Source organism: Erysipelothrix anatis, from assembly GCF_009828745.1.
In the GTDB taxonomy this organism is placed as follows: domain Bacteria; phylum Bacillota_I; class Bacilli_A; order Erysipelotrichales; family Erysipelotrichaceae; genus Erysipelothrix; species Erysipelothrix anatis.
On the sequence record NZ_WTSX01000008.1, the window covers coordinates 14,487 to 28,542 of the forward strand.

Annotated in this window: 15 protein-coding genes and 2 tRNA genes; 6 read left to right on the forward strand and 11 right to left on the reverse strand. The window is 39.0% G+C overall.

Going from position 1 to position 14,056, the window contains the following annotated elements:
- Positions 1–30 precede the first annotated feature (30 nt).
- Complete coding sequence (argS, locus tag GVV19_RS06900; protein ID WP_159639470.1) at positions 31–1,671, reverse strand: arginine--tRNA ligase; 1,641 nt, start codon at positions 1,669–1,671, stop codon at positions 31–33.
- 12 nt (positions 1,672–1,683) lie between these two features.
- Positions 1,684–2,520, reverse strand: a complete 837-nt coding sequence (locus GVV19_RS06905) for a DegV family protein (protein WP_159637438.1) — start codon at positions 2,518–2,520, stop codon at positions 1,684–1,686.
- A gap of 104 nt (positions 2,521–2,624) precedes the next feature.
- Here GVV19_RS06905 and GVV19_RS06910 point away from each other — a divergent pair.
- A tRNA-His gene (locus tag GVV19_RS06910) sits at positions 2,625–2,701 on the forward strand.
- A gap of 47 nt (positions 2,702–2,748) precedes the next feature.
- Here GVV19_RS06910 and GVV19_RS06915 read toward each other — a convergent pair.
- The 3 genes from GVV19_RS06915 to GVV19_RS06925 form a co-directional block, all read right to left on the reverse strand.
- Complete coding sequence (locus GVV19_RS06915; protein ID WP_159646640.1) at positions 2,749–3,468, reverse strand: ABC transporter permease; 720 nt, start codon at positions 3,466–3,468, stop codon at positions 2,749–2,751.
- Positions 3,455–4,303, reverse strand: coding sequence for an ABC transporter ATP-binding protein (locus GVV19_RS06920; RefSeq protein ID WP_159646641.1), 849 nt, complete (start codon positions 4,301–4,303; stop codon positions 3,455–3,457). Before GVV19_RS06920 ends, GVV19_RS06915 begins: the two co-directional genes overlap by 14 nt.
- Positions 4,304–4,427: 124 nt before the next feature.
- Positions 4,428–5,312, reverse strand: coding sequence for a LytTR family transcriptional regulator DNA-binding domain-containing protein (locus GVV19_RS06925; protein ID WP_159646642.1), 885 nt, complete (start codon positions 5,310–5,312; stop codon positions 4,428–4,430).
- Between the two features lie 188 nt (positions 5,313–5,500).
- Between GVV19_RS06925 and GVV19_RS06930 the strand changes: the two genes are divergently transcribed.
- Positions 5,501–5,577, forward strand: a tRNA-His gene (locus GVV19_RS06930).
- A gap of 86 nt (positions 5,578–5,663) precedes the next feature.
- On the opposite strand, the gene GVV19_RS06935 is transcribed toward GVV19_RS06930, so the two are convergent.
- The 5 genes from GVV19_RS06935 to GVV19_RS06955 all read right to left on the reverse strand — a co-directional run bounded on the left by GVV19_RS06935 (position 5,664) and on the right by GVV19_RS06955 (position 9,535).
- Positions 5,664–6,221 carry a hypothetical protein gene (locus GVV19_RS06935; protein ID WP_159646643.1) on the reverse strand — a complete coding sequence of 186 codons (558 nt, stop codon included), beginning with the start codon at positions 6,219–6,221 and terminating at the stop codon, positions 5,664–5,666.
- Positions 6,222–6,223: 2 nt separating this feature from the next.
- A complete protein-coding gene (locus GVV19_RS06940) occupies positions 6,224–6,586 on the reverse strand; it encodes a hypothetical protein (protein ID WP_159646644.1) in 363 nt (120 codons plus the stop codon).
- Positions 6,576–7,709, reverse strand: a complete 1,134-nt coding sequence (locus GVV19_RS06945) for an SPFH domain-containing protein (protein ID WP_159646645.1) — start codon at positions 7,707–7,709, stop codon at positions 6,576–6,578. Before GVV19_RS06945 ends, GVV19_RS06940 begins: the two co-directional genes overlap by 11 nt.
- A 12-nt stretch (positions 7,710–7,721) precedes the next feature.
- Complete coding sequence (locus GVV19_RS06950) at positions 7,722–8,984, reverse strand: hypothetical protein (protein ID WP_159646646.1); 1,263 nt, start codon at positions 8,982–8,984, stop codon at positions 7,722–7,724.
- Between the two features lie 116 nt (positions 8,985–9,100).
- Positions 9,101–9,535 (reverse strand): GNAT family N-acetyltransferase, encoded by a 435-nt coding sequence (locus GVV19_RS06955; protein WP_159646647.1) that lies wholly within the window; start codon positions 9,533–9,535, stop codon positions 9,101–9,103.
- Positions 9,536–9,650: 115 nt separating this feature from the next.
- Between GVV19_RS06955 and GVV19_RS06960 the strand changes: the two genes are divergently transcribed.
- The 3 genes from GVV19_RS06960 to GVV19_RS06970 all read left to right on the forward strand — a co-directional run bounded on the left by GVV19_RS06960 (position 9,651) and on the right by GVV19_RS06970 (position 11,606).
- Positions 9,651–10,664, forward strand: a complete 1,014-nt coding sequence (locus GVV19_RS06960) for a sugar phosphate nucleotidyltransferase (protein ID WP_159646648.1) — start codon at positions 9,651–9,653, stop codon at positions 10,662–10,664.
- A gap of 112 nt (positions 10,665–10,776) precedes the next feature.
- A complete protein-coding gene (locus tag GVV19_RS06965; RefSeq protein WP_159639480.1) occupies positions 10,777–11,376 on the forward strand; it encodes a TetR/AcrR family transcriptional regulator in 600 nt (199 codons plus the stop codon).
- Complete coding sequence (locus GVV19_RS06970) at positions 11,373–11,606, forward strand: hypothetical protein (RefSeq protein WP_159639481.1); 234 nt, start codon at positions 11,373–11,375, stop codon at positions 11,604–11,606. The genes GVV19_RS06965 and GVV19_RS06970 overlap by 4 nt, the downstream gene beginning before the upstream one ends.
- A gap of 31 nt (positions 11,607–11,637) precedes the next feature.
- Here the strand turns inward: GVV19_RS06970 and GVV19_RS06975 are convergent, their stop codons facing one another.
- Positions 11,638–12,510, reverse strand: coding sequence for a LysR family transcriptional regulator (locus GVV19_RS06975; RefSeq protein ID WP_159646649.1), 873 nt, complete (start codon positions 12,508–12,510; stop codon positions 11,638–11,640).
- A gap of 106 nt (positions 12,511–12,616) precedes the next feature.
- Here GVV19_RS06975 and GVV19_RS06980 point away from each other — a divergent pair, with 106 nt between their 5' ends.
- On the forward strand, positions 12,617–14,032 hold the full coding sequence (locus GVV19_RS06980) for a pyridoxal phosphate-dependent decarboxylase family protein (RefSeq protein ID WP_159646650.1): 1,416 nt from the start codon (positions 12,617–12,619) through the stop codon (positions 14,030–14,032).
- Positions 14,033–14,056 lie beyond the last annotated feature (24 nt).

A 14,056-nucleotide genomic window follows, 5' to 3' on the forward strand; every position in this document is an offset into this window, starting at 1 on the left:
TATAATACACTGATACACTAGGATGTGCAACTACATTTGTTCAGGTGCTGAAACCCCAACAAGGTTTAGTGCATTTTTTAATGTAATTTGTGTTGCCACAAGTAAGTTTAGACGTTGTTGTGTTAAAGCTGGATTACTTGGATCATTGACTTTTAATTCTCCATAGAAACTATGGAAATATGCTGCTAATTCTTGAATATAGTTTGTAATTTTATGAACGGTACGATTTTTAGCTGTATCCGCAACTACAGAGCTGAATTCGTTAATATGTTTAAGTAGCTCTACTTCTTTTTGATGTGTTAGTAAATCAATAACAGGTACACGATTTACATCACCTGCTTGACGCAAGATTGATGCGATGCGCGCATGCGCATATTGTGCGTAAAAAACAGGGTTGTCATTTGATTGTGTTCGGGCAAGACCCAAATCAAAATCAAGTGGTGTCTGTAGTGCACGGCTTGCAAAGAAATAACGGGCTGCATCAACACCAATATCATCAATAAGATCCACAAGACCTACAGCATTTCCTGTACGTTTGGACATCTTAACTTCTTCCCCATTTTCCACAAGGCGTACCATTTGAATGATATCGACATCCATGACGTCTTTATATCCAAAGGACTCAAGCGCAGCATTCATTCGTGGAATATATCCATGATGATCGCCACCCCAAAGGTTGAGAAGACGTTGATAACCACGTTCTAGTTTGTAGAGGTGGTAAGCAATATCTGGTACAAGATATGTGTATGAACCATCTGATTTAATCAGCACTCGGTCTTTATCATCACCATATTTTGTGGATGCAAACCATAATGCATCATCTTTTTCATAAGTTTCGCCATTTGCTTTCATTTCTTCTAAGCGACGGACAACACTACCATTGTCGTAAACGGATTTTTCACTGACCCATGAGTCGAATGAAACCCCAAATTTACCAAGATCACGTTCAATACGTTCCAGTTCAAACTCAATACCAATTTTTTTAAAGAATGGTTCCCATTCTTCTTGTGGTTTTGTGAGCCATGCGTCACCTTCACGTGCAATAACATCTTGGGCAATTTGTTTAATGTCTTCACCATGATAGCCGTCTTCAGGCATCACAGCTTCAATACCATACGCTTGTTGATAACGTGCATACAGTGAATGGCTTAGCATTGTGATTTGATTTCCAAGGTCATTAACATAATATTCACGTAAGACATCATAACCTGCATACGTCATGATTCGTGTTAATGAATCACCCCATGCCGCACCGCGAGCATGTCCAACATGAAGTTGTCCTGTTGGGTTTGCACTAACGTACTCTACAAGGACACTTTTTCCAGCGCCTACTGTGGAGCGACCATAGTTATCTTTAGCATCTAAGACCGTATTGATAACATCGCCCAATACTGATGGTTTCATAAAAAAGTTAATAAATCCTGGTCCCGCAACTTCCACCTTTTGGATCATTGGGTTTGCTGCAATGGCTTCTGTAATAATAGTTGCTATTTCGCGTGGATTTTTCCCCACACGTTTGGTTAAGCGCATTGCAATATTGGATGAATAATCACCCATTTCAGATTTGTTTGGAATTTCTAACATAACTAAGCCCGGTTCATGATCGATACCGAATGCTTCTTTTATGATGGTTTCTAGCGCTGCGACTAGATTTGTTTCAATTGAATTCATGATTTACTCCTCTTAAATAATCTTTTTGTAAGCTGCGATTGAAATTGAACCGGGCCCTGTATGGGCAAGGACAATTGGATACAACAACTCACGAATAACCGTTTGTCCCGTAATTTTCTCAACATCATCAATCGTTTGTTGTAGTAATTTAGGATCGCAATCTCCGTCAAGCACGACCCAATGGTATGCTTCTGGATTGCGGCCTTCTGTTACTTTCTCAACACCAACTTTTACTGCTTTTTTATGAGTACGTACTTTTTCCAATAAATCAATTTCACCGTTCGCAACTTTAAGAACAGGAATGATTTTCAGTAAGTTTGCAATCGCGGCTGCCGTTGGCGTAATTCGCCCCCCTCGTTTGAGGTATTGAATATCTTCGGGAATCAATGGTGCAAACATGTCTGCATTTTGTTCCACATGGCTTTTAATCGCATCGGGTGTCATACCATTATCCACCATTTGTTTTACATCTTTTGATAATAAAAGTAATGGAGCTGCCACAAATTTTGAATCAATTACAGTTATACGGCGATCAAAGTCATCGATAATGCTTGAGACTGTTTGAAATGTACCGCTTAACTTACTTGAAATGGGAAGAAATATAATATGGTCATATGTCTTCAAGAGTGTTTCAAATTGTTCCATCATTGCCCCCAATGGTGGCTGAGATGTTCCAACAGTTGAACCACGTCGCATTGCTGCAATGAGGTCTTCACGTGAAATCCCTTCTTCTTCCATATATTCTTTCCCGTCTATGGTTATTGGCATACGTGCCACGTAGATTCCGTATTCTTCAGCTTGTGCCTTAGAAATTCCTGCGGATGAGTCTGTGATCACTGCAATTTTCATCGTGTTTTTTCCTCCATTATTACAGTAACTATATCATATTTCGTTATTTTTAATATACCCTATTTACAAACGATTTTTTATGGGCTATAATGTCAAAGCATATGGCGGTCGTGGCGAAGTTGGTTAACGCACCGGGTTGTGGCTCCGGCACTCGCGGGTTCAAGTCCCGTCGGTCGCCCCATGATAAAAATACAAGCTCCCTTGAACAAGGGAGCTTTTTTATTATGTCTAATTATCGAGTTGTTTTCGCTTATAATAGGTCGTAAATGCGAGTATGGCAATGACAATCCATAAGAGCATCGATCCATAGCCTAACCAACTTGGATAAACTAAACTGGGATCCACTTCACGAAAGAGCATCAACGTGATCGGTCCTGTAGGTAAGAATTTGCTGATTGTTAGCACGACACTGTTTTCACCCATAATCGAAAACATAGGTGCTGCCGTCAACATCATTACAGGTAATCCATAGATTCCAACAGCTTGTTGATTTGGTGCTATTAATCCAATAATAGAACTTATGAATAGTAGTGAGAGTACACTCAGAAATACCAATAATATATAATATGGTAAATAATTAAGCGCAACACCTACAATTAGGAAGCATATAACTTGAATCAACGTAAAGAGTAGCGTGACAACGATCATTTTGCTTACTAAGAATTCCAAACCGGATACATCGGACAACATTAGTGATCGCAATGTCTTCTTTTCTTTTTCTTCAGCAATCGACATCCCCATCGCCGAAGATCCGAGCATCATCAAACCTAAAACCGTAATCATAATTAAGATAATCATATCCGCTTCTGGTCCTGGTGGCATTGGCAGTATCGTCGTGTAAAAAACGGCAAAGATTACTGGCATAAGCATAATAACCAGAAAACTTTTATTGCTGAATGTTAATTTAAAGTCTTTTTGAATAAGTGCTTTCCATTTACGCATTGTCATAATTATTTCTCCCTGTTACTGCTAAGAATATTGTTTCTAAGTTAGGCTCTATCGAGTGAATTGTGTTAATAATTTTCGTTTCATTCGCAAGTTCTTGAAGTCCTTGTTGATCTTTCGTGACTCGCTTTTGTGTACCGTCATTGTAATGAACAATGACTTCATTTTCTGCATATTTAAGTTTTAGTGCCTCTGATGACCCCATCTCAACAATGGTTCCATTGTCTAGAAATGCAATACGATCACACAGTTTATCAGCTTCTTCCATTGAATGTGTGGTTAAGAAGATAGTTGTTCCATTCTGATTAATCCGTTGAAACAGGTTATGGATATCAGCGGTTGTCTTTGGGTCCAAAGCGGCGGTTGGTTCATCCAAAAATAATAGTGCGGGTTTGTGGATGAGTGCTGTAGCAAGGATGAGGCGTTGTCGCATCCCGCGGGATAGCTTTTTAGCGAGTGTCTTTCGATCCTCATAGAGACCAATTTCTTTCAGCAATTGATCAACTTGGTCCAAATCAACATGCTTCAAATTGGCAAAGAATTTTAAATTATCATACACACTGAGTGCATCATACACATCATTGCTATCCGTCATAATACCAAGTCGGTCATAAACTGATGCATTATGATCTTCAAGTGGTTTCCCAAATAGTTCAATACTATTGGGGCGAACTCGTAGTTGTTTGGTAAGAGCTTTGATTGTTGTGGTTTTCCCAGCACCACTTGGTCCTAAGAACCCAAATATTTCTCCTTCGTACACATCAAAGGACATATGCTTTAAAACTTTTTTAGTGTTAAATGCGATTGATAAATCGTTAATTGATACGATTTTATTCATACATAAACCTCCTGGCTTGTTTGCCTAAGACCAGTATAGAGGTTCTTAATTTGATTTTAAGCTTCTTTCACCGAATGGCGTGAGAAAGCCCGTGAATACTGCATATCATTCGCTGAGTGGCGCATTATTGGCCTGAGTGGAGCACTGCTTTAAATTCACTATAGCGTCGTTTGCTAAGGGGAATCTCCACATCGCTTTGTCCCGTTAAGACGAGTACGTAACTATTACGGATCCATTGTTGAATTTCTGAAACCTTGGGAATGTTAACAAGATAGGAACGATGGCATCTAAAAAATTGGTATGCTTGCAATTGTGTCTCTAATTCCTCCAGTGTAAATTGGGTTGGGATTAACGAATTTTTGACATAGATGTGGGTTACGGAATCGATACTCTCTGCATAATAAATATCTTGAATATCAATGACATATTCATTGCCTTTACTTTTCACCACGAGTGTATTCGTTGTCTGAATGCTTGGCATGATATTTTGAACTGATTCATAAATTGGAATAATGGTTTCGTTACGACTGTAGTACAAGTTTCCGGGCATTAAACACACATTCCGAAAAGACGGTGATGTGGTAATAATACGAGTCGTCTCACTCATCGATTCGATTGCACCAACAATTATTTTCGCCGACGTGTTATCGAGATTGGCTAAGGGATCTTCAATCAGGATTAACTGTGGATTCATAAGCAATGCCTGTGCAATCATCAAACGGCGTTTAACTCCCGTATCAAGCTGAGATACTTTATGTTGCGCATATCGATGTAAATCCAAACAAGTCATCACATCATAGATATCTACGTGCGAATGATTAATGTCTTTATAGAAATTGAGGAGCTTACTAACTTTCATAAACTCGTACATACCATCATCAAAGGCAATCGTAATTAAATTGGTTTGTGGTAGTTTTTTCTGAATTTCAACAAACGTATCGTGGTCACATTCAATATGAACCGACTGCACACCTTCATTTAAGAGCTGGATTAAATCAAAATTAGTCATAGTTATTCCCCATTCTATTCTTTATTGTATCAAATATTAGATGTCGTAAACTTCTTTTTTTGATAGTCTAAAGAGCAACAAAAGTGGTGCGTACATGCATCACTTTTGAATTCATTGTCGTTCATCAATTTTTTTTGAATAATCTGTTTACACCGTCAGGTATTTGGGCTATAATGTCAAAGCACATGGCGATCGTGGCGAAGTTGGTTAACGCACCGGGTTGTGGCTCCGGCACTCGCGGGTTCAAGTCCCGTCGGTCGCCCCATGATGATATTCAAACACGTGAATTTCCACGTGTTTTTTATATGCCGTTGAAAAGAATAACCCACTCAAATTGCTGAGTGGGTTATTTTATTTGTGGTTGTAAACAAGTTTGCGTCCACAATATTCACATTCACGAGTCTCATTTTCAACGACTTCATTACGAGCACCGCAACCACTACAACGAATAACCTTGCGTTGAATCTGTTCTTTGACAGATGTGACGAAGGCCCCTTCAACGGTTCGCAGTTTTTCATTCAAATGAATGTTTTTAAGAAAACCATCATTAATCAAACTATTAATTTCTCGAATAATTGTCGCTTCTGATTTGTCACTTGCCTTCGCAAGTTCCTGAAGTGTAAACATTTCGTTTTGATAAATCCAATAGTAATATTGATTGTACATGTCAATTTGTAGATTAAAGCGCGTTGCTCGATAAATCATCAAAAGACCTACCGCGATAAATACAAAGGCAAAGTACTTACCCATTTCAAATGCATAGTAATAATCACCAAACGCTTGCTGATACCACGTAAACATCCCAAATACATATACGGCGATCCCGATATTACGCAATGCTTGTTTTTTAAGAACTTTACCGGATTCACTGCGGCGTAAGTCCTTTTTTCTCTCACTTAACTTCGCCATGACTATGATTCCTTATGATTTGCATGCGCAGTTGTATTAATGACAAGATAGGCAATAATGACAGCTCCAAGTAGGACAGCTTCACCAATATGCAAAATAGCTTCTGAGGAATTTGGAATTGCGAACATAATTATCGCAAAGACCATTGCAAGCAAAACATATACAACCATGATTGGCATCACTGCAATCTTGGTCAGTGTATTTTTTTGTAAAGATTGGTAGGTTAGCCCTGTCGCAAGTAATTCCGCAACCAAAACCCAAACAATATAACTTGAACCCAATATATCTGCTAGCACTCCAATAAGTACGGTTAAGGCGATAATAATTATCCCCGAGACTAGGGCTGTATCTGCTTTACGCTTCATCCTCTACAACCGCCTTTCCGCACTCTGGGCAGAACTTCGCATCGTTTTTAAGTGGTGCATCACAAGCAACACATTTCTTATGTAGGCTTTGACCACATTCATGACAGAACTTTTGCTGTTCTCCTACAACTGCCCCACATGTGCAGTGTCGTTCTGGCTCTTCCAAGATCTGCGCACAATTTCCACAGAACTTGTCACCTTCTTTTACAGGATGATTGCAATTGCTGCATGTCTTCGTATCTGATGTCAAAACGCTTTGAGTAACGTCGTTCATGGCTGCTCCGAGGTTTTGACCCACAGCACTTCCGACACCCAAGCCAATCCCAGCTCCCATGAAGCCGCCTGTGCTTCCTTCATTTTGTGCAGCACCCACTAATGCATCGAATGTTCGTTCTTCTTTGTATTCATAGCCGATGATATCCATTTCTGCGCGTTTTGATAGTGCTTTTTTGAGACGAACAACACCTTCATCATCGTCATCCGTACTAATGTCTTCAACATAGAAATTGAGTAATTCAATCCCATAGGCATCAAATTCCGGTTTCATTTGTTGTTTCATAAAGGCAGACAGTTCCGTTAAGTACGCACCTAAATCCAAGACTGGAATTTTCTTTTCAAGAAGATACGTCGAAATTTCATCTTTTACATGGCTGGTATACATGCCTCTAAAATATTTCGTGATATGTTCGCGCCCGAAACTTGGAATGGTTCCGACCATCTTTTTCAAGAATGTTTTAGGATCATGTATCGTCATTCCAAATTGTCCATAAGCACTCACAGGAACATAGATACCATATTTCGGATCTTGAATATTCACCGGTGTCTGTGTTCCCCATTTTACATCCAGGGCATGAACCATATTGACATACCATATTTCGACTTTGAATGGCGATTCTCCACCAAACGGAAGGTTGATGATTGTATTGAGTAATGGAATATTTTCTGTATTTAAAGTATGGCGTCCGGGTTCGAAGATATCATATGCTTTCCCCCCTTTAAAGAGCACTGCCACTTGTGATTCATTAACGATTACTTGTGATTTTGTTGAAAGTGCATCATTTGGGAATTTCCATGCGAATTCTTGATTGTCACCTTCATATTTTACGATATCGATCATTGCCATTTTATTATCCCCCTATTGTTCTAGCTTGAATTCACCCTCAAGCAGAATTTCCTTTCTATCATTTGATAAGATAAAGCGATATGTCTCATTTGGAACAAGAGCATTCATGCCGCGTTCATCTCTTAAAAATTCGAAAATAAGATCGGCTGTCCCATTGGCATCAACTTGCAGTCGTGATGCCACGAGGTATCCCGTTGATTTGTAATTACTTGATGTTAAATCCAGTGAAGCGTTGAGTACCTGTGTATTAATCGATGACATTCCCAAATTCGTCAATCGTATTTTTACGACTTGATAGTTTGTTTTGCCAAGGAGGTATGAACGATTTTTCCGTTCATGAATATAATATGGACGGTATTCAGCATAACCTTCTTCTATCGTATCGATTGTGACCGCGATTGTCTCTTGAGCATTTATCATTGATACATGTGGTTCATAGCGCGTTGATACTTTTGAGAAACTTGTATTTCGTGTTGTTTGATCAATCGGTAAATTGTTGACCGTTTCAAGATAAGCGGCCATGACAGGTTCTACCATTGGCAGCTCAATCATTTTGGATATTCCCATAAGATTTCGATCATCGAATGTCGAAGTATCTAGAATATCTGGCATCTCAATCCAGTAACTTCCTTCAAAGTATAATTGTCGGTATGCTTCACTTGTTAGTGGATAGAATAAATAGCCATCATATGTTTCATGCGGATTTACGTTAAATGGTGCGTCACGACCAAAGCTCCCAATGTTGTTGGGAATCTCAAACTCTTCATTGCTTAGAGATTTTGTAAAGTCGGAAACTGATCCGTATGTCTGGCGGAATTCTCCAATTGTAATTGGATTATCACGATTGTTCGCAACTTCCATCCGCAAAATCACAAAGTGGCTTGCTTTATTGTATTTATAGACTGATGTTAATGGCACATTGCTTTCTGTTTGGAATAGTTCGTACCCTTTAACACAAAGTGAAACATCATTCATTTCATAACAATAAGGTGTCTCAAGCTTAAAATGTACATCTTTAACCGATGCACCCTTCTCTTGCGATAGCAATTCATAAAATTCGTTAAAATCGTAACTTCCTGTTACCTCATTATAGTTACGCGTATTTGTGTAAAATGGTGTTCGCATTGAATTGGGTCGATCTTCCCAAAGGGTGTACCCGATTAACACTACCGCAATAACCATAAGAATATTAAATAGCTTATAGTTTATTGCCCATTTTTTAAATGCATTGAATGAAAACTCAATGCGTCCTTTTGAATTCAGTATTTTACCCATATTTCTTACCCCAATACTTACTATTTATTTGTATGATAATCATATCACAAAATTCCAGCAAACATTCAACGATATGTAATACTTCCACAGCGAAAAAAAAGTAAGCAATTAATTGCTTACTTTTCCATATGAAGAATTGGATAAGGCTTACCTTCATCATCCACAGCACTTCGACGCACCACACGATAACCCATTGCTTCATAAAATGCGTGAGCATTAGGATTGTCTTCGTTTACATCGAGGGTTGTTACACCCAATGCTTCCATTGCTTTAAGAAGTTGCTTACCGATTCCCTTGCCAAAATAAATTGGGTCTACAAAGAGCATATCGAGATTCACGCCTTTACGGGCTGCAAATCCGACACATTGATCTCCTTCATAAGCGCCTAAAACAACATCCGTATATTCAAAATAATTAGGGATCATTGTTTTATATTTACGGAAGTCCCCGATTTGTAAGAAGTCATGCGTCTCAAAGACCGCACGTTCCCAAATGTCGACCAAGATTGCAATTTGTTGTGCATCTAATGGCTCTATACGTTTAATTTTCATGATTAACTCCTTTCTTATAGTATAACAAATATTGTGATTTATGCGTCATTGAAGTTCATAATTGATTGGTGTAAGATATCCATAGATTAAATGGGCAATGCCTTAAGGAGTTACTATGAACGCAACAGAATTCACTTACTTACGAAATGCTTACGAAAAAAAACTTCACAACACAGATTCTCAATCTCAACATTTGCTTGAATTGGGATTCATTGATGCTGATCTCAACATTACCGATGCTGGCTTGAACGCACTGGAGCCGTATAAAGTTGATAATGCCGTCATTATGGCTGCGGGAATGGCTTCTCGCTTTGCGCCTCTTTCATTTGAAAAACCAAAGGGCCTTTTATTAGTTAAAGACGAAATTTTAATTGAACGTCAAATCAAACAACTCCAAGCTGTTGGTATTACAGATATTACATTAGTTCTTGGTTACAAGTACGAGTTGTTTGAATACTTGGGTGACAAATTTAATGTTAACATTGTGATTAACCATGATTTCAACCGCTACAATAACACTTCAACACTGATGCTCGTCTTGGATAAACTAAAGAATACATACATTTGTTCATCCGATAATTATTTTACTGAGAATGTATTTCATGCTTATGAACTTCATGCAACATATCCTGTTGTCAAGCATGAAGTCTCTGAAGCGGGAGAGTATTATGTCAGTGCAGATGCTGATGGAAAAATTCTTGATGTCGTTATAGGCGAAGGTACTTGGTGTATGTTGGGACACGTCTATTATGATCGTGCCTTCTCTACTGCGTTCTCCGCACTTCTTGTTCAAGAATATGAGAAACTCGAAACCCGGGAAAATCTCTGGGAAAAACTATACATCCAACACATTGATGCGTTTGATCTTCGTGCCAAACAATATGAAGATGGTATCATCCAAGAGTTTGATGCCCTTCACGAACTTCAACAATTTGACACTCAATACCTCGAAACAACAGATAGCCCCATTCTCAATGAAATTATGACAACATTGAATGTTCCTTTACGTGACATTCAAGACATTGACGTAGTCAAAGAGTCTGCGTATCCACTTGCTTTTAACTTTAGTGTCCATGGCGTCCCTTATCTTTATGAATACAGTGCTTCGCCTGCAATCAAACAACGTTAATTTTAAAACACCCGCTTAAACCGGGTGTTTTTTTTACTTGAAATATTCTTGAATTACGATTATACTCTAATTATGAATATTGTAACTAAATTATTCACGATTGGAGATTATGATGAAAACTGGACCAAAAGGATTCTCTGAAACAGAGAAAAATATCTTGCGTCACCAACTTATTCAATCATGCGTACAGTTCTGGACAACTTACGGTTATTCAAAAACGAGTATCGCAAAACTAACAGCTGATGCGAATATAGCAACCGGTTCATTTTACTTACTCTTTGAGACCAAAGAGGACTTATTCTATGCGGCCTTTATGTATATTCAAAACGAGCTTGCGCAACGGGCAAAACAAATAACCCAAGCTCAACCATCATCTGAAGGCTTTATTGCTCTAAATTTAATGTTGTATCAAGAATATGCTTCCAAACCGTTCCTGTATACGTTCAACAATCATGACTTCTCGTTGTTTCTCAAAAAACTTGATCCACAACAGGTAGAATCACTTTTTTCGAGTAATTATGACAGCTTTGAAGCAGCATTAAAAACGTGCCATCTTACATCTACTATTTCTGATACTTTTACATTTGACACGCTCAACACACTACTCGCCACACTCAAAATTGATCATCAAACAACGCATTCCCAGCACGAAATTTATGAACTGTTGCTGCGCGCGACACTACCACACATCACAAAGGAGGAAATCCAATGATTCGCGAAATCAACCAAAAAATAAATGCAATAAATAAGAAAATAGGTGTCAACGTGACATTACCAAAGGATGACAACGAAAGCCTTCGGAAACACGCTAAAATCAATGGCACTGTAGCAACAGTCTTGTTAGGTGCTGGCATTATTTTTAACTCTAAAGGATTACTCGTCCTCTCCGCTTTAGCAGGTATCGGAACCTATTTCACGCTACGCGAGAGTAAGCACGACTAAGACTGTAAAAACACCACATGAAGTGGTGTTTTTATATTTTGGTGATCGTTTCTAAAAAATCCTTCATACCTTTGCTTAAAAATTTCTTTTCATGCACCATAACCTGGCGCCACATTGTAACGTGGGGAATATCGACATCAACAATGTTTAGTACATGACTGTCAACATCATCTTTAACTGAAAAATATGGAAGGTACGCAATTCCCAAACCTTTCTTGAGCACTTTTGTAATAATGCCAATCTCACCCACTTCAACAATCGCGTTGAGATCAACCGATTCATGTGCAAGGTGACGTTCGAGTTCATACCGATACGCTTCTCCTTTTTCTGTGAGTAAAAACGGATAATCACTAATAGCATCCAACGAATATTTTTGTGCTTTAATGTTTGGATCTTTAGTTACAAAATAAATTGGCTCAGGTTCTCGCATCATGTTTACAAGTTCGGGCTCATAAATGAGTTCGTCAATCGTGTACATGATATCAATTTCGTTACGATGTAACATATCAGTCAGACTTTTCGTCGTGCCAATAATTATTTTGAGTTCAACTAACGGATATTGTTGGCTAAACGTATAGATAAAATCCGGGAAGAAGTGACTTCCCAACGAACCGACGGTCCCAACGCGAATAATTGTCTTTACCGATTCCTCATCATGCTTGAAAGATCGCGCACGATTGAATGTACGTAAAATATCGTTAGCATAAAAAATAAAGGCTTCTCCATCTTCAGTTAAGCGCACTCTACGATGGATTCGGTCAAACAACTTCGTGCCTAGCGTTTCTTCAAGTTGTTTAATCTGAATTGTGATTGCTGCTTGAGTATAACCCAACTCCTGCGCAGCCTTACTAAAGCTTTGCTTTTCCACAACCTTTACAAATGATTGAATATGTCGTAAATCCATGGGTACCTCCTATTAATATTATTTATAGGTCACATTAATTAGTTTAATTTTTCTTATGTATACTGACATGGTATATTTAATCGAAAGCATTGTAAAGGAGTTCCCCATGAAAAATTTAAATCTATCAGAAGATCAAGCGGTCTATGAAGCAGCACTTGCGTTTATCGACGCCTATTTTAACGATACAACCGATGCCCCAGCTCGCAGTGTTGCTCCGGACGAAACCATTGCATACTTCGCAAACCAAACCTTTAGCAAGGAAGGGCGAAGCGTTGATGCGGTTGTCCAAGAACTACTCACAGACGTTTATCCACATATCCTAAAACAAGACCATACCCGCGCATTTGGGTTTATCCCCGGACCTGCATCAAAGTTGTCATGGTTAGGTGATGTCATGACTCAAGCGTTTAATGTACATGCAAGTAACTGGATTAACAGTTCTTCCGCAAGTACTATCGAAGAAAACGTCATCCAATGGCTAGCTCAACAAATTGGCTTCACCGGAAAAGCTGGTGGTGTCTTTGTTTCAGGTGGTTCCATGGCTAACTTAACAGGTGTTATTGCAGGACGTGACAAAATATTATCCGAAGATAACCGTCATCTTGGTGTGGTATATTTATCCGACCAAACACACCACTCTGTTGAAAAAGCATTGTATATTATCGGGTACACCCGCAAGCAATTGCGTTTTGTTCCAACCAATAATGCCTTCCAAATGGACGTCCATCAACTTCAAACAATGATCGAACAAGACCTCTCAAATGGCCTTGTCCCAACAACAATTATTGCGAGCGCAGGAACAACCAACACTGGAACAGTCGACCCCCTTCATGGCATTGCCGACATCGCAGCATCGTATGGTATTTGGCTCCATGTGGATGGTGCCTATGGCGCATCGTTCTTGTTATCGACAACCCAACGTCATCATTTAGCAGGCATCGAGCGTGCAGACAGCGTAAGCTGGGATGCTCACAAATTACTGTTCCAAACTTACAGCTGTGCCATGATTATCGTTAAGGACAAACAAGACCTTCTCAATAGTTTTAGTGCAACGCCGGAATATCTGCAAGATATTGATGGTGGTTCAGTCGACTTTTCTTCTTTAGGAATTGAACTAACTCGGCCCGCACGTGCGCTAAAATTATGGCTCACACTGCAAGTTCTTGGTACGGACGAATTTAGCCGCCGTGTCGATTATGGTCAAACATTAGCAGAGTTAGGAGAACTCACACTGAGCACGATGGAAAACTGGGAAATTGTATCTCATGCACATTTCGCAATTATCAATTTCCGTTACAATCACCCCAACTATTCAAAAGAAGAAAACGATGCCCTAAATGCAAGCATTGCGAAGTCCATTGTAGATTCAGGATTTGCAGGCGTATTCACGACAGAATTAAAATCAAAGACTGTCGTTCGTATGTGTAGCACCAATCCAGCTACTTCCGATCACGATATTATAAGCACACTCAATCGTTTAAATACATATGCACAAGAATATGTTGCAGCCCATAGTGCATAATTTGTATACTTAAGGTAGAGGTGG